Consider the following 18,688-nt stretch of genomic DNA (forward strand, 5'->3'; position numbering starts at 1 on the left):
AAAATCGGGGGTTAATTCTGATGAAATATTTCTTCTTCTGGATAGATTAACCCTTTTATAATCAACGTTTACAGGTGTAAAACTTGTTCTCCTTTTTAAAACCTAAAACGATTTCGGTAATCTTATCATAAAGCATGTTTAGCAAAAAAAACAGAGGCTCTGCGCAGGAAATTGTGAACATCCCCTCTGCAAAATCTGAACAGCACCGTTTTTTCCTGGCATAGTCTGGCAATCATGGATAAGAGTACAACGATGTGCACTGAACGATAAGCGAATCAACCGAATGGAGATAAATAAGGAGGAAGAAGAAAAATGAGCGACAATCAGCAGTCCAAGACGGGTCTGCCCCCGGTCCCCGAATCGCTGTGGCGTGCTACGCATCAATTCGATGCCTATCCAAAACTGACCGAAGATATCACCGCTGATGTAGCGATTATTGGTGCCGGTATTGCCGGCATTACTACAGCCTATTTGCTGGCGCAGACGGGTATGCGTGTGGTCGTACTAGAGGCTGGAAAAGTGTTGGATGGCACGACCGGTCACACCACGGCTAAGGTATCTGTACAACACGGCGTCATATTTGATGAGATTATGCATCACTTCGGACAAGAACAGGCTCGGATGTACTATGAAGGCAATGCCGATGCCGCGAAGTGGATGCGCAATCTGGTGAAGGAAAAACAGATTGATTGCCAGTGGGCAGAGGAAGATGCCTACGTCTACATTCAATCGGAGGAAAACATCAAAAAACTGGAGATCGAGCTGACCGCCTATAACAAACTCAATATCCCTGGTGAGTGGGTAGACCCACTCCCTATTCCAGTTCCCGCTAGGGCAGGTATTCGCATGCCAGGTCAGGCACGCTTTGATCCGTTGGCCTATCTGCACTACTTGCTCGATTCCGCTGTGAAACAAGGGGTACAGATCTACGAGCATACGACAGTTACGGATGTAGAGGAAGACGCTTCACTGCATGTACGAACCTACGGCGATGGACCATCTGTAACGGCTGAACATGTCGTCGTAGCTTCTCATTTTCCCGTCTACGATCCCGGATTTTATTTCACACGATTACACGCCGAACGATCCTACGCTGTATTAGTCGAACCGGAGAAACCCTATGCGGGCGGCATGTACATCTCGGACGATACACCGTACCGCTCCTTGCGTACCGTCTTACATGACGGTAAGGAACTTATCCTCTTTGGCGGCGAAAATCACAAAACAGGACAAGGCATCTGCACCTTCGGTCATTATGAACGCCTGGAGCAGTTTGCAGCGGAGACATTTGGTATCCGCAACATTCCTTTTCGCTGGTCAGCCCAGGATCTGATCTCCATTGACAAGGTGCCTTACATTGGACCGATTACCGGAAGACATGAAAATGTTTATGTCGCGACTGGATTTGCCAAATGGGGAATGACGACGGGTACAATGGCAGGACACCTTCTTGCGGATCGCATCACTGGACGTGACAACCCTCATGCTGCCATATTCGATCCGGCAAGATTCAAAGCTGATCCGGGCATGAAGCACTTTATTGTGGAGAATTTGAATGTAGCCAAGGAATTAATCTCCGGTAAAGTTGGCATTGTACACAAAAAGGTTAGCGATATTGGTGAAGATGAAGGAGCCGTCGTTCGTCATAATGGCAAACGTGCTGGCGCCTACAAGGACACCAGTGGCAAGCTGTTTCTGGTGGATACCACCTGCACCCATCTGGGTTGCGAAGTCGAATGGAACGAGGGCGAGCGTTCGTGGGATTGCCCATGCCATGGTTCCCGCTTCGATTATGCAGGCCATGTCATTGAGGGCCCTGCTGTGGAAGACCTTAAAGTTCTGGATGCACAAGAATAACCCACATTTAGTGATTAAACCTGTAAACCAAAGAAACAAAAGTTCATCTCACAGACCGGATCGGAATCCGCCTTCAGACGGAAGTAACCGATCCGGTTTTTGCGTATGCTGAATTATAGCTAAACAGGTAGCTTCAGCTAAGCATCCGTATTAAACGAACTTATTATCGATCAATCGTGATACGGAACTATTTTAAAGTCACTACCTTGCATTAAACAGTACTGGATGCTATGATGAATCCACCACTACTGAACAATATACAATAGCGATAAATGAAGCTACGAAGGAGGAACCTGTGTGAATGTGAACATCCAGTTCAAAAAAGGAGTATTAGAGCTGTGCGTCCTGGTATTAATTAACCGCCAGGATCGGTATGGCTACGAACTGGCTCAGGCGGTCTCCAAACATATCGAAGTTGCTGAAGGTGCACTGTATCCCTTGCTGCGCCGGCTTGTGAATGACGGTTACTGCACCACCTACCTGCAAGAATCAAGCGAAGGACCGCCGCGCAAGTATTACCGACTATCCGATACAGGTCGCGACTACATGACGGCACTGACGACAGAATGGAATGAATTTGTGCGCAATGTCGCAAATCTGATTGAGGAAGGAATCCCCAATGAATAGACAACAATTTATGAAAGCCATGGAAATTCATCTACGGCCGATGGACCCATTCGAACGGGCTGAGTTGCTCGCCGACTATGATCAACATTTCGAGCTTGGACTACGAGAAGGCAGGCTGGAAGAAGAGATCGCTCGGGAACTCGGACAGCCTGAAGAAATCGCCAAGGAAGCACTCGGTGATCGTTATGACATTCATACGCCGGGTTCAGATGCGTTCTATGCACCGACGTATCGCGAGATGCGGTCACCCAGAAACAACACCAGAGCCACTCGCAAATTTTTCACAGCCATCGGCCTGTTATTCCTGAATCTGATCCTTGGCATTCCTCTTGGTCTCATGATGTGGTCGGTATGGCTTGTTATTGCCAGCCTTTCCTTGCTGGTAGTGGCTCCTGTAGCAGCAGTTGTGGACTTTGTATTCCTGGGCCAACTCGATAAACCGGAGATTTTCGTTGCGATTGGCGCTTTCGGTGTCGGCATTTTGTTTGCCATCGCATCGAAGTATGTCTTTAGAACCTTCAAAATCGTTACTCTTCAATATATTAGATGGAATAAAAACACGATGAAAGGAGATGTTTCCGCATGAGCACTAAAAAATGGCTTGCGCTCGCCGTGATATGTATCGGAATAGGTTTACTCGGGACATCCATCTATGGCGTTCAGTTCGGGGATGAACGGGAGCATTATTCCAAACGATGGGATTTCAAAGCAGATGAATTGCAGAACATTATCATGAATGCTAATTTCAGTGCAGATATTGAATTTGTTGTAAGCCCGGATTCGAATGGTTATATCGAAGTGGATGGAAAATGGGACCCTGCTGTAGTCAAAAGCTTCGAACAGGCCACCTTATCCAACGACACATTCCAACTGGCGCAGACAGAACGTGAACGATTGCAATTTTTCACCTTGTACTGGAATGATCAAGACTCCACAATAACCGTTGCCTTGCCTGAAGGACACCAGTTAAATGAGGTTAAGCTGGACTCCTCTTCAAGTGACTGGGATCTGACAGGTCTAAATGCCAAACAGCTTGAGCTGAATAATACCTCAGGTTCCATACGTCTGGAAAACATCAAGGCGCCCAATATTGAATTGGTTCTAACTTCTGGCGACATTAACGCTTCCATGATTGATGGAGACATGACCGTGAAACAGACATCCGGAAGCTTCACGGCAGATCAGATTGCCGGTCAAGTAAACAGTAAGATTAAATCAGGAGATATTGAGATTACTGAATTAAACGGCGCAGCTGATGTTCAATTCACTTCGGGTAGCATTCATATTGAACAGTCCCATTCCGCCCCGATTAATGCGTCTGGAACATCAGGAGACATTTTCATTCAAGCTGCACCTGATTTTGACGGAATCTACGACGCTAAGGCTACCTCTGGAAGTGTCGATGTACCTGAATCGCCAATGGTAAGCCGGGAAATGATCAAGGCCCGTACCTCCTCTGGCAGCATCGAGATTACCAAATAGTGATGAAGCAAATTTCCGAACTGTGGGTAATATAGTATAATCAAATGCCAGTCCAATTCTAAGGAGGAATTATCCACATGGAACTTAAAAATAAAACAGCTATCATCACAGGTGCCGGTAAAGGCATCGGTCGTGCCATCGCTGAAGCACTTGCCAAAGAAGGAGTACACCTCGGCCTTATCGCTCGCACCGCTTCCGATCTTCAGGCTCTGCAGCAGTCTCTTAGTCAAGAATACGGTGTGAAAGTAACCAGTGCTGTGGCAGATATCTCGGATCGCACACAGGCGGAAGCCGCTGTAGCAGCCATTGAGATGGAACTCGGCGCGGTGGATATTCTCATCAATAATGCGGGTATCGGAAAGTTCGGGACATTCATGGAGATGGAGCCCGAAGAGTGGGAGCGCATCCTGCATGTTAACGTTATGGGTACATATTACGTTACACGCGCTGTCCTTCCAAGCATGATCAAGGAAAGTAGCGGCAGCATTATCAATATTGCTTCCACTGCAGGTGAACGCGGATTCGCTACAGGTTCGGCATACTGTGCATCCAAGTTTGCGCTACTCGGCATGACCGAATCTCTGATGCAGGAAGTGCGCAAGTCCAACATTCGTGTGACCGCACTGACCCCAAGCACCGTTAATACGGAGCTTGCGACCAATGCCGGACTGAAAATTGGCGACGAAGATCGCATGATGCAAGCGGAAGATGTAGCTGAACTTGCACTCGCAACGCTCAAGCTGTCCGACCGTGTCTTTGTCAAAGCAGCAGGCATCTGGACGACTAATCCACAATAGACAGTGTGCTTCTGATCTTTTCAGTTCGTTAGAAATATAAAAGGACGTTTCCCATTGTACATGTATGCAGGTTCGCATGTTCATGACTTGGGAGCCGTCCTTTTTTATTCTATAAATGATCCAAACCCAATTCTTTGGACACCGCAATGAGTACCACCGCAGGCTCCTCACCGATATTGGTCACTTCATGAGGCACTATTGCATTCCAGGTAAACGAATCACCCACTTCAAGAACTTCCACATCTTCGCATTGCTCCGCACGAATCTTGCCTTGCAACACCAGATGGCTTTCCTCCCCGGCATGTTTGCTTACCCCGGTCGATGCACCTGGCGGCAACTCCACAATGGACATACGCATCGCACCTTTGGCTGTAAGCTGCTGCACTTTGATCTGTCCGCTTCCGGCCGTTGTTTCTTTGCGCTCGTTCTTGCGTACCACGTTCATCCGTTGCTCTGGTGTCAGCAGCAAATAAGGAAGTGGCACTTCCAGATAATCCGCAATACTTTCAAGCGTAGCAATGGAAGGTGACGTTTTGTTATTTTCTACGTTGCTGATAAAACCTTTGGACAACCCCGTGCCCTCGCACATCTGCATGATCGTAATCTGTTTCTGTTTGCGGATCGTACGAATAGCCAAGCCAATATCCATATTGCGTCCCTCCCCTTCTATTGATCTATATAAGACACCAGACGTAAGCTTAGCTACTTCAGGTTGTCTATTCGGCGCTTGCCTCAACAAATATAATCCGATTACCAAACGGATCTGTCACGGTCATTTCTCTTGATTGCCAAGGGGTCTCCTCTATACCAGGTCTCGCATTTTTGTACTCTTTCTGACGAAGTGCACCATGGAATGTATCCAAGTTATCAGTTTCCACGCGCAAGGCAGCTCCAGGTGTACAATCTCCATGATGTTCGGATAAATGAATCACGATGGAATCGAGCGAAACCTGCATATATAAGGGCATATCCGGTTCAAAGCGATGTTCCCAATCCAATTGAAACCCTAGATATTCAAGGTAGAACTCTCTAGCTTTATTTTCATCAAATATTCTCAAAATAGGCACGATACTTTTTAACATCCTGATCACGTCCTTGGGAATAAAATATGAACCATGCGCAGCGGCTTATCTATTAACTGTTTTTAACTTTTTTTATAAACAACATATATTCATCATACAAAAAAAGTATTGACCCTACAATGAAACCATGATAAATTTTGTTCATAAATAAGAATATTTATTTTATATTGGTGAACTTTATTGTCAGAACGATATATTAACTCATTCCTCATCAGGTGGTGTTTTCAATGAATTCTCCTTATATACATGAAGTCCGATTACCGTCTCATTACAATCCAGATCAACGTTATCCTGTGATTTTCGCCTTACATGGCATGGGATCGGATGAACAGGATATGCTTCGTTTGATGGAGCCCCTTCAGTCTGATTTTATTATTGTCGCCATCCGTGGACCTATCGTTCAGGGTGGAGGTTATGCTTATTTTCAGATCAAAAGCATTGGAAATCCCATCCGTGAATTATATGATGCCTCCGTGCAGGGACTGCAACAGTTGATTGTTGATCTGTCTGCCCAATATGCGATTGATCCCACGCGGCGTTACATCGCCGGATTCAGCCAGGGCGCCATTATGGCAATGACCCTATCACTGATCATGGGAGATGCCATTAAAGGCATAGTAGCGATGAGTGGGTACATCCCGCAATTTGTGAAAGACGAGTACAAGCTGCAACCCGATTCGGAGCTGTCTGTGTTCATCTCACATGGGGATCAGGATCATCTATTCCCGCTGCAACTGGGCGAAGATAACGCCAATTTCTTCCGTCAACATACGAATCACGTCACATATGTACCTTACAACGGTGGGCATCAAGTGACCCCCGATCTATATCAACAATTCCAACAATGGCTTCGGACGGATGCAAATCTGACTACCGAAGACCCGAAAGGACTGAATTCAAAATGATGCCATCCCTGTTTGTTGCTCACGGTGCCCCATCACTGGCACTGGAGGAGAATGCGTACACCGAATTCTTGCAGAAACTTGGACGGGAACTGCCAAAACCCAAAGCAATCGTGTTGTTCTCTGCTCACTGGGAATCCACAACTCAGCTTGTATCCTCGGTAGCCAACTATGAGACCATTTATGATTTCGGCGGTTTCCAGCCCGAGCTGTATCAGATCAAGTATCCGGCTCAAGGACAGGCAGAGACCACAGCCGAGGTGGAGCGTTTATTTGCAGAAGCCGGGATTGCGGTACAGACCGATGACGTCCGTGGCCTGGATCATGGCGCATGGGTCGTTCTTCGCCTGCTCTACCCGGATGCGGATATTCCCGTAATTGCCTTGTCTGTAAATCGCTATCTGACAGGTGAGCAGCAATATCAGGTCGGACAGGCACTCGCTTCCTTGCGTGAGCAAGACATTCTCGTCATTGGCAGCGGCGGAACCGTCCACAATCTACGTCGATTGAACTGGGAAAGTAACGGCGTTGACCCGTGGGCATCGGAGTTCGACAACTGGCTGCATGACAAGCTGGTGAGTTGGGATACGGAGTCTCTCTTCTCCTATGATAAACTGGCACCTTCAGCTCAAGCGGCCGTGCCTACCCCGGAGCATTTTGTACCGCTGTTACTCGCCATGGGCGCAGGTGATCAGAACAAGCGGGCATCGCTCCTGTTCAAAGCCTATCAGTATGGCAACCTGAGCTTGTCCTGTTGGAAGTTTGATTAAAGAGGACTATGTGAAATGAAATAAGAATATTAACACTCGCTACTCCGATGACAGAACAACCTTCCGATCGCTGTTATCCCCAGATTTTTTTATTTACTTTATATAAAGGTGAAAATCTGGGGATAAGCGTATGCTTCCGATGTAGCTTTCTTGCAGAAAGCTTTTAGGCGAACACTTCGCTTCTTCAGGTTTTTTCTGTCCTCTACGTTTTCGTGTAAAAAGCTAGTTTCACTTATATAGTAGATAAATAATAAAGCTAGGGATACAGGGATTGCCCCTGTATCCCTAGCTTTATTTGTTTTTAGGAGCGACTTTCATGAAGGTTGTAGATGTTGATTGGGATGGAGCCGGGTGTACTGATTATGCAACAACCGCCTTAGAATAATGAGACCATTGTAGTATGTAAGCAAGGACTCCGGTTTCTTGTGTGCTTTTTCGGATTATAACTATAATATGAGGTGAAATCAGGCACAGTTTGCTCGCATAACAGTCACCATATTATCTGAATAGTTCATAGGGAGGGAATTGCATGCCAGAACAGCGTATATATGAATTGATGGATGAACTTGATGTTTTACTAGAAGAGAAGGTACAAGATGAGGAAAACCGGGAGCTTCTGGAGGCATATCGCCAGTTTGAAGGTGTGACGGATGAGCAGCTTGACGCATTCGAGCAGGAACATGGCATTCGTTTGCCTGCTGATTTCCGTGCATTTTATAAACGTAAAAATGGGAGCGGTTATGGCTTTCACGTCTTGTACCCAAGTCTTGAGGAAGGACGGGAATCCGAACCATTCTACCTGTTATCCCTGGAAAAGATTCAAAAGGAGCATTCCACACTGGTGGAGAACCGCATGGATGATTATTTTACCGAAGAAGAGATCGGAGAACTTGATCCCCGAATCAAACCCTACCTTTTTCAGAAAAAATGGGTTACGTTTGGCATGCTTGGAGGTGGATCACTGTATCTGATGTTCGACTTTGATCCGACAGAAGAAGGTTCGTACGGGCAGATTATTATGTACATACATGATCCGGACTTTGTATATTATGTCGCTGGGACGTTTACGGAACTATTGGAACAGTCCAATCGGAATTTACGTGCCTTGGAGGCTATCGAGTACTGAAATGCGCATGATGATATGGCCTTTTTTGCATAATGCTGGGATATGTCAAAGCGGTTATAATAACATTTAGTGGAAATGCACATGCTGTATAGATAAACTGCCTTTTCTACACCTAATACATTGATCTGGGAGGAACATACGAAGTGGCTGAACAACCGAAGTCTGAGAGCTTTATGTCTCTCGTCAAAAAAGGAAACACATCCTCCGCCGTAGCGATGGCTGGTAATGCTGTTCTTGCTGTGTGCAAAGGGGGAGCCTTCCTATTCAGTGGCAGTGGTGCCATGTTCGCTTCGGCGATGCATTCACTCGCTGATGCCATTAACCAAGGGTTTGTATTTGTCGGAAGTGTGTTGTCCGAGAAAAAACCTACACGCCGCTTCCCGACCGGATTCGGACGGGTCATTAACATTTTCTGCATGATCGCCGTGATTGTTGTTACCATTATGGCGTATGAAACGATCCATGAAGGCATCCATCTGTTGCAGCATCCTGTTGGTCATACCGGCGGTCTCTGGATTAATATCGGAGTACTTGTTCTGAACATTGTCATTGACGGGGCCATTCTGATCAAAGCGATGAAGGAAATCCTAAAAGAAGCACGGGCACCCAAAGCCGCCGGATTTGCCTTGGTCCCTGCTGCGATCAAAAATGTAGGCCGTGCTGCGCCGCCAACCCGTCTCGTATTCTACGAGGATGTTGTCGCTGTACTGGGTGCCACGCTCGCATTGATCTCTGTCGTGGTCATTGCCTTGACCAATTTTGCACTGTTTGATGGCATTGTAACCACGATTATTGGATGTTTGATGATCGCTGTAGCCTTCCGTGTCGGTTACGATAATATGATCGGATTGATCGGTGTTGCGGCTCCGCAGGATATTGAGGACAAAGTGTCCCAAACCATTCTGGCAGACACACACGTTGCCGATATTCAGATGATGCGTATCATTCAGGAAGGCCGTTATTATCATGTGGAAGGTCTGATTGAACTGACCAAAGGACTCAGCCTCGCCGATGCAGATGACATCAAGTTCCGTATTCAGGAGAAACTGATGACCAACCCCGACATCGCCGACGCTGCCATCTCCATTATTGAGGATGACGGCGTGAACAGCTGGGGCAAGAAACATTCGGATGTGGTGAAATAACAGGCTACGTTCAGGATAAAAAGAATGACAGAACCCACTCTCAACAGAGTGGGTTTTTAGCCTGTTCAACTATACTCTCATCTACAGAGAGGTATTTGCCCAAAATGCTTACCTAGACTTTGGTCTAGGTCAACTTTAACTCCAAAGACGGAGGATAGACTTTTCCACTTCATGGTATGCTGTGAGTAACGAAAGTAATTGCTCTACATACGACCGTTCGGAAATTGATCTTGTATTGAGAAGGAGAGATATTATGGCTAAACGTACGATCCTTGCGCCTGTTCTCATTTTGTTGGGCGTGTACCTGATTCTGAACCAGGGAGGTTCACTCGGTCCGGGTACGATCTTTGCGACCTTTTGGCCCACGTTATTCGTGATTCCACTCGGGCTGTTCTTCCACTGGCTCTACTTCTCCATGATTGGCAGAGGGGTTGGACTGCTGGTTCCCGGTGGATTGTTGCTCACTGTTGGTATTGTCTGTCAGATCGCCATGCTGTTTAACAACTGGGGTACGATGTGGCCGGGCTTCATTCTGGCTGTAGCTGTTGGTTTGTTCGAATTGTATTGGTTCGGTGGTCGGAACAAATGGTTGCTGATCCCCATCAACATTCTAACGGTGATATCGTTGCTGTTCTTCGCTGTGATGTCGATTGGCACGATGTTAAGTAGCTTGAGCTTTATCCAGCCTTTTGTAGCGATTGTGCTGATTATGGGTGGGGCGTGGATCATGGTGGGTCGCAAAAAGCGTATGTAACCCTTTATTCGTTTCCACTTGATCACTGCGGTGACAGAACAACTTCGGATCGCTGTTATCCCCGGATTTTTTTGAATCCCATCTGAAATGGGAAATCCGGTGATAAAGGCGAACGCTTTGCCTCCTTCGTTTGTTCTGTCCCCTCCGTTAACGTGTACACGAAAAAAAACATAACCTACGCTATTGCTCTGAAGTAGGTAATAAAAAAGGGTTGCTGCTCGTCATTTCAATGAATGACGAGCAGCAACCCTTTTTGTCTTTTTTACACATCTAACGAACTGTGCACACGTTATTGGCGGCTATTTGCTATGCATTTTAAACTCCAGGAACAGGTCGTTATAATGCGAGAGCATTTTTTTGCCCAGATTATCATAGACCTCCAGCTTGCCTGTCAGTGCCTCGTCTGGATAAAAGCGCTCATCCTCCGAGATGTCCTCTGGCAGCAGTTTAAGCGCCTCGGCGTTTGGCGTGGAATACCCGACATACTCCGCATTGCGAGCGGCATGATCCGGGTCCAGCATGAAGTTGATAAACTGATGTGCCCCTTCAATATTACTCGCCGTCTTCGGAATAACCATGTTATCGAACCAGAGGTTGGAACCTTCTTCCGGCACCATATAATCCAGCTTGTCGTTCTCATCCATAATCTCCGATGCATCCCCGGACCATACGAGCCCAACTGCCGCTTCCTCGTTCGCAAGCAGCATCTTGATCTCGTCACCAACAATTGCTCTGACGTTTGGTGTCAATGTAGACAGCTTTTTCAGCGCTTCTTGCAAATGATCTTCGTTGGTATCATTCAGAGAATACCCAAGACTATTTAATCCCATCCCAATGACTTCTCGTGCGCCATCAAGGAGCAGGATTTGATTTTTCAGACGCGGGTCCCACAGGTCATTCCAGCTATCAAATGTCAACCCATCCACCAGTTCGGGATTGTACACAACCCCCACCGTTCCCCAGAAATACGGGATGGAATACTTGTTGCCTTCATCAAAGGACAAGTCCATGAACCGCGGATCAATGTTATCCAGATGGGTTAATTTTCTATGATCGAGTGGAACGAGCAGGTCTTCTTCTTTCATTTTGCTAATCGCATATTCAGAAGGAATCGCCACATCAAACGTGGTTCCGCCCTGCTCAATTTTGGTCAGCATGGCTTCATTGGAATCAAACGTCTGATAGATAACCTTAATGCCTGTCTCGTCCTCAAACTCCTTGAGCAGATCCGGGTCGATATAATCGCCCCAGTTATAGATAGTCAGTGTGTTGCCGCCAGAATACCCCTGACTCTTGTTCAGATACGAAGCCAGAATCATCAGGGCAAACGCGGCCACAAAAACAAGCGCAAATGTCCGTACCAGTTGCTTCATGGTCGCAGCCCCTTTCCTCCGGGAGGTATCCGTGTTGCACGGCGGTTAATGAAGTAATATCCGACTACCAGCAGCACCGTGAGCAGGAATAACAGGGTAGACAAAGCATTGATGGATAACGAAACGCCCTGCCTTGCTCTGGAGTATATCTCTACCGAGAGTGTGGAGTATCCATTACCCGTGACAAAGAATGTTACTGCAAAATCATCGAGCGAGTACGTCAAGGCCATGAAAAATCCGGCAAAAATACCTGGTTTCACGTATGGCAGCACCACACGCGTCAGAATCTGCCATGAACCAGCGCCCAGATCGCGTGCCGCATCCATCAGTGTTGGACTCATCTCCTGCAGCTTTGGTAGCACCATGATCACGACAATGGGCACACTGAATGCAATATGAGACAGCAGCACCGAAGTGAAGCCCAGTTTGATACCAATCATGGTGAACAAAATCAGGAATGACGCACCAATGATGACATCCGGACTAACGATCAGCACGTTATTAAGTGACAGCAACGTGTTCTTGGTCCGTTTGCGACGCACATGGTAGATCGCCAGTGCTCCTGCTACACCGAGGATCGTTGAAATCGCTGATGACAGGAGCGCAATGATAAATGTATTCAGCACAATGATGAGGAGCCGTGTATCGGCGAACACCTCTCTGTACCATTCAAGTGTGAATCCTTCGAAGCTGCGCATGTGACCGCCGCTGTTGAAGGAATAGAAGATCAGATACGCAATCGGTGCGTACAGAATGGCGAATACAACGGCCAGATAGACGTTAGACAGCTTTCCGTTTCTTCCCATTACGCACCTCCTTCTTGCCTGATCCAGTCAGGAACATAATAATCGCCATCGCAATAATCAAAAAGACGGCAATCGTTGAACCCATCCCCCAGTCCTGGGTGACGAGAAAATGCTGTTCAATCGCTGTTCCCAGCGTAATTACACGGTTTCCCGCAATCAGGCGGGTAATCATGAACAGAGACAGCGCAGGAATAAATACAGCCTGACAGCCTGATTTCACACCGCTAATCGTCAGCGGAAAGATCACCCGGCGGAATGTTAGCCACGATGAGGCCCCCAGATCACGCGCCGCATAGATCAACGATGGGTTCATCTGTTCCAGCGCATTGAAGATTGGCAAAATCATGAATGGAATGAAGATGTACACCGAGACAAAGATAAAACTGAAGTCGGTGAACAAAATCTGCTGTGTACCAATACCCACGACTTCAAGCAGGGAGTTGGTCAGACCATACGTTCCGAACAGACCAATGAAGGCATACGCTTTTAGCAAAAGATTGATCCAGCTTGGCAGAATGATCAGCAGCAACCACAGCTGCTTGTGCTTCGTCCGGGTCAGCATATACGCCGTTGGATACGAGATGAGCAGTGAGAACGCCGTAATCAGAAATGCATACCAGAACGAACTGAGCGTCATCTGCAAGTACACCGGTGTAAAGAACCGGGCGTAGTTGCCAAACGTGAAGTTACCCTCCACATCGAAGAATGAATAATAGATGACCAGCAGAACCGGCGCCACAACAAACAACACCATCCATAATACATATGGAATCAGATACGCATTGCGTGTGCTGGCCTTAGTCTGCATGAGCGGCCTCTTGGTAGGCTTCGAGTCGTTTGTCGAACTCTTCTTCGGTCTCGTTAAAGCGCATGACGTGTACAGCTTCCGGGTCAAAATACAGTCCAATCCGTGCGCCGACAACGGCTTTCTTCGTGGAATGAACCAACCACTCATTGCCAGCATCATCGTACGTGGATATCTCGTAATGCACCCCGCGGAATAACTGGGAGTCCACATTAACCTTGAGCTTACCTTGGTCTTCGGTTGTAATCTCCAGATCCTCTGGGCGAATGACAATCTCTACCGGCTCGTCCGGCTGGAGACCCTGATCGACACACTCATGCTGTGCGCCAGCAAATTCCACCACAAAGTCCTGCTTCATTTTGCCCGATACAATGTTCGATTCACCGATAAAGTCCGCCACAAAGCGGTTAATCGGCTCATCATAGATATCATTCGGTGTACCGCTCTGTTGAATCACGCCGCCATTCAGGACAAAGATCTCATCCGACATTGCCAATGCCTCTTCCTGATCATGCGTAACAAAAATGAACGTGATACCCAGTCGCTGTTGCAGCTCCCGCAGCTCGTACTGCATTTCAGTCCGCAGCTTCAGATCGAGTGCCGAGAGCGGCTCGTCCAGTAGCAGAATTTCAGGTTCGTTCACAATGGCACGTGCAATCGCAACACGTTGTCGTTGTCCGCCGGACATTTCGCCAATTTCCCGGTTTTCATACCCGGACAGATTGACAAACTTGAGGGCTTCCAACACTTTGCTGCGAATTTCAGCCGTTTTCATCTTTTTGATCCGCAAACCAAAGGCTACGTTCTCAAATACATTCAAATGTGGAAATAACGCATAATCCTGAAATACGGTATTCACCTGCCGCTGATGGGCAGGCACTCGGTTGATGAGCGCACCGTTAAAATAAATACTGCCCTGTGTCGGCTCCGCAAAACCGGCAATCAGCCGCAATATCGTTGTTTTCCCGCAGCCCGATGGCCCGAGAAGCGTATAAAATTTACCCCGCTCAATCTCAAAGCTGACCGCCTTCAATACGGCTTCATCCTGATCGTATTGCTGAGTCACCGCTTCGAAGCGGATAATCGGTTGTTGTTCTGACATGCCTCACATCGCCCCCTTATACTTGAGGTACCTCTTCATTCTGTACACTTTCGTTCAAGCATCCTTATAGATAACCCATCTATTATATATGATTCAGGTATATCCGCAATGGTTTTGATGTAAACACCACGTGTCATTTCTTCTTATTTTCATAAATCCTGCATACATTACGGGTATATGTCGATATCTACGCATTCCTTTGGGAAGTGAAGCACGTTTGGGATTCCATTTTATGTGTGAAAGGAGTCTTGGCTCTTGGATATTCGTCGTAACCTGCCCTTGCTGATGACCATTTGTTTCCTGAGTCAGATGGGCGGATTCATGATCCTGCCTCTGTTCCCTTTGTTTATTGAGGAATTCGGCCTGTCCGGCTGGATGATGGGGGTTATTTTTGCTCTTTTTTATGTGGGGAAAGTGATTGGTGGCATTCCTGCTGCGGCAATTTATAGGAAACTCGGGGGTAAACGTGCTCTCATCCTCATGCTGTTACTGCTCGCTGTCTGCATGGGTGGCTTCGCTCTGTCTTCTGCTGCAGTGTTGTTCGGCCTGCTCCGACTGCTGCAAGGGCTCGCTTCCACCGGGCTTACCGTGGTCGTGCGTTCTATCATAGGAGATGGAGGCAATGTGGAGAACCGCGGACTGTACAATGGGTATATCAGCAGCAGTGAGGGTGGCGGTATGGTGCTCGGTCCGGTCATAAGTGGCTGGCTCGCGCTGCACTGGCCTCTGTCGGTTCCTTTTCTGCTTGTTACATTATGTTGTCTGATGGCTGTGGTCGCTGCGATGGGGATGAAGACGACGGCACCTCCTTTACCTTCAACAACTTCTGATGCACTGCATACGCAAGGTACGGATATCTCCCAATCCAATCAAGCTCCCGACTCGACAATGATTGGCCCAACTACAGAGCTCACTCAGCGTCAACAGCTTCTCGGCTACGGTACAGTACATTTTCTGGAGATGAGCGCCTATGCGGTATTTCTCACCTATTTTGCACTGTATGCAGCTCACATCATGCATTGGGACCCCTTTGCAACCAGTCTCGCCTTCACCGTATCCGGGATTTCTACGCTTGCCGCTGCTCCCTTTGTCGGTTATCTCTCTGACCGGTTAGGCGATCGTCTGTTACTATGTATGCTCGGCATGTTCCTGATTGGAATCGAAGTTGTTGTATTTCTAAGCACGTCCTCCCATCTATGGGTCTACGTTGGTATGCTGATTGGAGGGGTTGGCGGGGCATGTTACATGGATTCGTTCTTTGCTCATATCGGTGATCATATCCCCGATGAGAGTCGAAGCTCCGTCATAGGCAAAATTGTCTCTGCGGCTGAGATCGGCTCCATTATATCCCCACTGGTTGCAGCACTGCTTATGGAAGTTGGATCGCTTTACTCCGTGTTTGTGTTCAATCTGGTGCTGATTGCTGCTGCCATTGTAGTTCAGGCTGTGATGCGGAGTCAGTACAGGACAAGACGACTGTAAATGCAAAAGGGAGATGTCCCACAAGTCATGAACATGACGGAGGACACCCCTTCATTGGCATAATTATTTTCCTAACAATGTTGCGATGTGCACTGCATTTTCTTGGATTTTACTTTTTAGATAAGGGTCAGTCCTGTCAGGTAATTCGGTTGGTTTGTAAAACTTTGCTTCAAGAACTTCCACCCCATCTGGCTTCAATTCTCCCTCATACTCCGTGCAAACATAACCAATGACCACATTGTAGTATTCATGCCCGTTTCTTAATTTCGTATATAACTCTTTTCCTGAGAAGACGCCATACAGATGAAGTTTCTTAATCTCTATCCCAATCTCTTCTCTGACCTCTCGTATTGCAGACTCTTCCACCGATTCGCCGAGCTCCATAAATCCACCCGGTAGTCCCCAAGTGTCATCCAGATGTCGAACCAATAGAATCTCACCCGTCTTATTCAAGATCAAAATACTCGGTCTTACCAAAATAACAGGAGCATTACCAACCATTCCTCGCAACGTTTCAATGTAACCCATGGATTGTTCCCTCCCTTATATGAAGCCATGACTTCATTATAGGCATGTTATATATTTCCATATAGAGAAAGAATCTTCTTCGTTTTTTCCTATTTTTAAAGCTCTTCCTTTGAAAAAAAGATCACAAAAAATAACCCGTCTGCACAATTTAATGTGCAAACGGGCATTTCATCAATGCATCCCCGCCCTGTGGCTGGAGATGCTCTACCTGTGCATTCTGCTGCTCACTGCTTCGCAGCTCTGCGGCAGATGCCACGCCATCTTTCAGCGTATACGCCTGATCCTGATGGAAAAAGTTCGGCTTCACAATCTCATTGCGATAGGAGCTGTGGAAAATATGCGTTGTCGCCGGAGATACCGGCGGAATCAGCCACACCCAATCTCCGGTCAGCTCACGTCCAGCCTTCTCTTCCCGCTGTTCAAACATAGCAAATTGCGCTGCCGCCGTGTGGTGATCCACAATGCTCACACCTGCTTTTTTGAACGAATGCAGCACAGCGACATTCAACTCCACCAACGCCCGGTCCTTCCACAAAGTTGTTTCACTTGACGTATTCAACCCAAACGCTGCCGCCACCGCAGGCAGCTTGTTATACCGGAACGTGTCCGCCAGATTACGGGCACCGATCTCGGTACCCATATACCAACCATTAAACGGCGCTGCCGGGTAGGATATACCACCAATCTCCAGACGCATATCAGCGATCATCGGCACACCGTACCAGCGCATGCCAAGCTCCGCAATCTCTTCACGCTCCGGGTGTTCGATAAGAACTTCCACAATCTCTTCTTCGGGTATAACATACCACTCTGGCGCTTGTCCTTGTGCCTGAATTATGAGCGGTAACACATCATAAGAGCCACCTGCTCCCTGCCAGCCAAGGGACATGGCCGCCTTGGTCAGCTCCACGGAAGCAGGATCTCCAATAACGCCTTGCTCTGTCTCATATCCTGCATATCGAATAAGCTGATGATTCCAGAGACGTACCGGAGCTCCATTTGGTCCATCCGGCGGAAGGATCGTAATCATCGGAATGACCTTGCCTCCGTTGGATGCCACATGAATGTGGTTCAACACAGCCTCCGCTGCCGCTCCTGCTGTATCGGCATGACGAGCATCCACGATCCGCAGTTTATCCCAGAACAGCCGCCCGATGCAACGGTTGCTGTTCCGCCAGGCCATTTTGCAACCTTGCTCCAACTCTTCTGTGGTATGCACATATGTACCCGTTACTTCGATCTCACCCATAACGACAGCAAGCCGGGCCTGCGCGTCTTCACGCGAATGGCCCAGCTCTTCATAACATGTATATATAAACCGTTCAGCTTCTTCCTGCATTTGTTCCAGGCCTGACCGCATCATTCATTCCACCATTCTGTACATCTTGGATGCCATCATTATACGGCAAGCGCACCGGATTTGTAAGCGAACGGATACTTTGTTCACGGACTCTACATATCGTTGTCAGGATGAAGGGTGACTTTGCTTATTTGCCCAGAAATGCGTTTAACATCCAGACCTCTTTATCCAGCGCAGCGGTGAATCCAATTAGCATATCTTCCGTTGCGTTATCTTCTGCTTCTCCCGCTTCGTGGATACCTTGATGAATCACTTCCACCATCGTACGCAGATCAGCAACCACTGCCTCTACCATACGCTCAGCAGACAACTGGCCTGGTGCCTCTTCAATTGGAGACAGACGCAGTTGTTCAGCCATTGTAGCCACCGGACGTCCACCAATAGCCAGCAAACGTTCTGCAACTTCATCCATATTCGCCGTAGCCAAGTTGTACAACTCTTCGAATTTGGCATGCAGTGTGAAGAAATGAGGTCCTTGGACATACCAGTGGAAGTTATGCAGTTTCGTGTACAATATGGACCAACCTGCGATCTGACGGTTCAGGGCATCTTGAAGTGCTGTGGCATTGTTAGCAAAAGTGTTGTTTCTAGTTTGGATTGTGCTCATGGAATTTATCCCCTCTCGAATATAAAAATAGAATTTGAATGATTGTAAGGGCGTTGCTTTGATTCATCATTTTAATTTAGACT

General features: G+C 47.5%; 20 protein-coding genes. 11 read left to right on the forward strand and 9 right to left on the reverse strand.

Annotated elements, in window-relative coordinates; translation table 11 throughout:
* The first annotated feature begins 312 nt into the window (after positions 1-312).
* The 5 genes from MHB85_RS28940 to MHB85_RS28960 all read left to right on the forward strand — a co-directional run bounded on the left by MHB85_RS28940 (position 313) and on the right by MHB85_RS28960 (position 4,763).
* Positions 313-1,857 carry an FAD-dependent oxidoreductase gene (locus MHB85_RS28940; RefSeq protein ID WP_091012733.1) on the forward strand — a complete coding sequence of 515 codons (1,545 nt, stop codon included), beginning with the start codon at positions 313-315 and terminating at the stop codon, positions 1,855-1,857.
* Positions 1,858-2,154: 297 nt separating this feature from the next.
* Positions 2,155-2,484: a PadR family transcriptional regulator gene (locus MHB85_RS28945; protein ID WP_036667851.1), complete on the forward strand. Its 330-nt coding sequence runs from the start codon at positions 2,155-2,157 to the stop codon at positions 2,482-2,484.
* A complete protein-coding gene (locus tag MHB85_RS28950) occupies positions 2,477-3,070 on the forward strand; it encodes an HAAS signaling domain-containing protein (RefSeq protein ID WP_091012730.1) in 594 nt (197 codons plus the stop codon). Before MHB85_RS28945 ends, MHB85_RS28950 begins: the two co-directional genes overlap by 8 nt.
* Positions 3,067-3,966: a DUF4097 family beta strand repeat-containing protein gene (locus tag MHB85_RS28955; RefSeq protein ID WP_091012727.1), complete on the forward strand. Its 900-nt coding sequence runs from the start codon at positions 3,067-3,069 to the stop codon at positions 3,964-3,966. Before MHB85_RS28950 ends, MHB85_RS28955 begins: the two co-directional genes overlap by 4 nt.
* Before the next feature lie 77 nt (positions 3,967-4,043).
* Positions 4,044-4,763, forward strand: a complete 720-nt coding sequence (locus tag MHB85_RS28960; protein ID WP_017691809.1) for a 3-ketoacyl-ACP reductase — start codon at positions 4,044-4,046, stop codon at positions 4,761-4,763.
* Between the two features lie 109 nt (positions 4,764-4,872).
* Here MHB85_RS28960 and MHB85_RS28965 read toward each other — a convergent pair whose 3' ends face one another.
* Together MHB85_RS28965 and MHB85_RS28970 are read right to left on the reverse strand one after the other, a co-directional pair.
* The gene (locus MHB85_RS28965) at positions 4,873-5,412 is read right to left on the reverse strand and encodes a helix-turn-helix domain-containing protein (RefSeq protein ID WP_017691808.1); all 540 of its coding nucleotides are present in this window, start codon (positions 5,410-5,412) and stop codon (positions 4,873-4,875) included.
* 67 nt (positions 5,413-5,479) lie between these two features.
* Complete coding sequence (locus MHB85_RS28970) at positions 5,480-5,845, reverse strand: glyoxalase superfamily protein (RefSeq protein ID WP_091012725.1); 366 nt, start codon at positions 5,843-5,845, stop codon at positions 5,480-5,482.
* 227 nt (positions 5,846-6,072) lie between these two features.
* On the opposite strand from MHB85_RS28970, the gene MHB85_RS28975 reads away from it, so the two are divergent.
* The 5 genes from MHB85_RS28975 (at position 6,073) to MHB85_RS28995 (ending at position 10,542) form a co-directional block, all read left to right on the forward strand.
* Complete coding sequence (locus MHB85_RS28975; RefSeq protein ID WP_091012723.1) at positions 6,073-6,750, forward strand: alpha/beta hydrolase; 678 nt, start codon at positions 6,073-6,075, stop codon at positions 6,748-6,750.
* Positions 6,747-7,517: a DODA-type extradiol aromatic ring-opening family dioxygenase gene (locus MHB85_RS28980; RefSeq protein ID WP_341074083.1), complete on the forward strand. Its 771-nt coding sequence runs from the start codon at positions 6,747-6,749 to the stop codon at positions 7,515-7,517. The genes MHB85_RS28975 and MHB85_RS28980 overlap by 4 nt, the downstream gene beginning before the upstream one ends.
* A 529-nt stretch (positions 7,518-8,046) precedes the next feature.
* Positions 8,047-8,643 carry an SMI1/KNR4 family protein gene (locus MHB85_RS28985; protein WP_341074084.1) on the forward strand — a complete coding sequence of 199 codons (597 nt, stop codon included), beginning with the start codon at positions 8,047-8,049 and terminating at the stop codon, positions 8,641-8,643.
* A gap of 143 nt (positions 8,644-8,786) precedes the next feature.
* Positions 8,787-9,788: a cation diffusion facilitator family transporter gene (locus MHB85_RS28990; protein ID WP_341074085.1), complete on the forward strand. Its 1,002-nt coding sequence runs from the start codon at positions 8,787-8,789 to the stop codon at positions 9,786-9,788.
* Positions 9,789-10,041: 253 nt separating this feature from the next.
* Positions 10,042-10,542, forward strand: a complete 501-nt coding sequence (locus MHB85_RS28995) for a hypothetical protein (RefSeq protein ID WP_017691802.1) — start codon at positions 10,042-10,044, stop codon at positions 10,540-10,542.
* A gap of 299 nt (positions 10,543-10,841) precedes the next feature.
* Here MHB85_RS28995 and MHB85_RS29000 read toward each other — a convergent pair whose 3' ends face one another.
* From MHB85_RS29000 to MHB85_RS29015, 4 genes are read right to left on the reverse strand one after another with little or no spacing between them, the layout of a single operon-like run.
* Positions 10,842-11,915, reverse strand: coding sequence for an ABC transporter substrate-binding protein (locus MHB85_RS29000; protein WP_091012716.1), 1,074 nt, complete (start codon positions 11,913-11,915; stop codon positions 10,842-10,844).
* Positions 11,912-12,721 (reverse strand): ABC transporter permease, encoded by an 810-nt coding sequence (locus MHB85_RS29005; RefSeq protein WP_062836831.1) that lies wholly within the window; start codon positions 12,719-12,721, stop codon positions 11,912-11,914. Before MHB85_RS29005 ends, MHB85_RS29000 begins: the two co-directional genes overlap by 4 nt.
* Entirely contained in the window at positions 12,696-13,529 is an 834-nt protein-coding gene (locus tag MHB85_RS29010; protein ID WP_091012714.1) for an ABC transporter permease, read from the reverse strand. Before MHB85_RS29010 ends, MHB85_RS29005 begins: the two co-directional genes overlap by 26 nt.
* The gene (locus tag MHB85_RS29015; RefSeq protein WP_076332432.1) at positions 13,519-14,628 is read right to left on the reverse strand and encodes an ABC transporter ATP-binding protein; all 1,110 of its coding nucleotides are present in this window, start codon (positions 14,626-14,628) and stop codon (positions 13,519-13,521) included. Before MHB85_RS29015 ends, MHB85_RS29010 begins: the two co-directional genes overlap by 11 nt.
* A gap of 255 nt (positions 14,629-14,883) precedes the next feature.
* On the opposite strand from MHB85_RS29015, the gene MHB85_RS29020 reads away from it, so the two are divergent.
* Positions 14,884-16,110 (forward strand): MFS transporter, encoded by a 1,227-nt coding sequence (locus MHB85_RS29020; protein ID WP_091012712.1) that lies wholly within the window; start codon positions 14,884-14,886, stop codon positions 16,108-16,110.
* A gap of 63 nt (positions 16,111-16,173) precedes the next feature.
* Here MHB85_RS29020 and MHB85_RS29025 read toward each other — a convergent pair whose 3' ends face one another.
* The 3 genes from MHB85_RS29025 to MHB85_RS29035 form a co-directional block, all read right to left on the reverse strand.
* On the reverse strand, positions 16,174-16,638 hold the full coding sequence (locus MHB85_RS29025; RefSeq protein ID WP_091012711.1) for an NUDIX hydrolase: 465 nt from the start codon (positions 16,636-16,638) through the stop codon (positions 16,174-16,176).
* Between the two features lie 148 nt (positions 16,639-16,786).
* Positions 16,787-17,998, reverse strand: coding sequence for a nitric oxide synthase oxygenase (locus tag MHB85_RS29030; protein WP_192135124.1), 1,212 nt, complete (start codon positions 17,996-17,998; stop codon positions 16,787-16,789).
* A gap of 127 nt (positions 17,999-18,125) precedes the next feature.
* Positions 18,126-18,605, reverse strand: a complete 480-nt coding sequence (locus MHB85_RS29035) for a Dps family protein (RefSeq protein ID WP_192134859.1) — start codon at positions 18,603-18,605, stop codon at positions 18,126-18,128.
* Between the last annotated feature and the right edge of the window lie 83 nt (positions 18,606-18,688).

Source organism: Paenibacillus sp. FSL K6-4396 (genome assembly GCF_038002525.1).
GTDB classification, from domain to species: domain Bacteria; phylum Bacillota; class Bacilli; order Paenibacillales; family Paenibacillaceae; genus Paenibacillus; species Paenibacillus amylolyticus_B.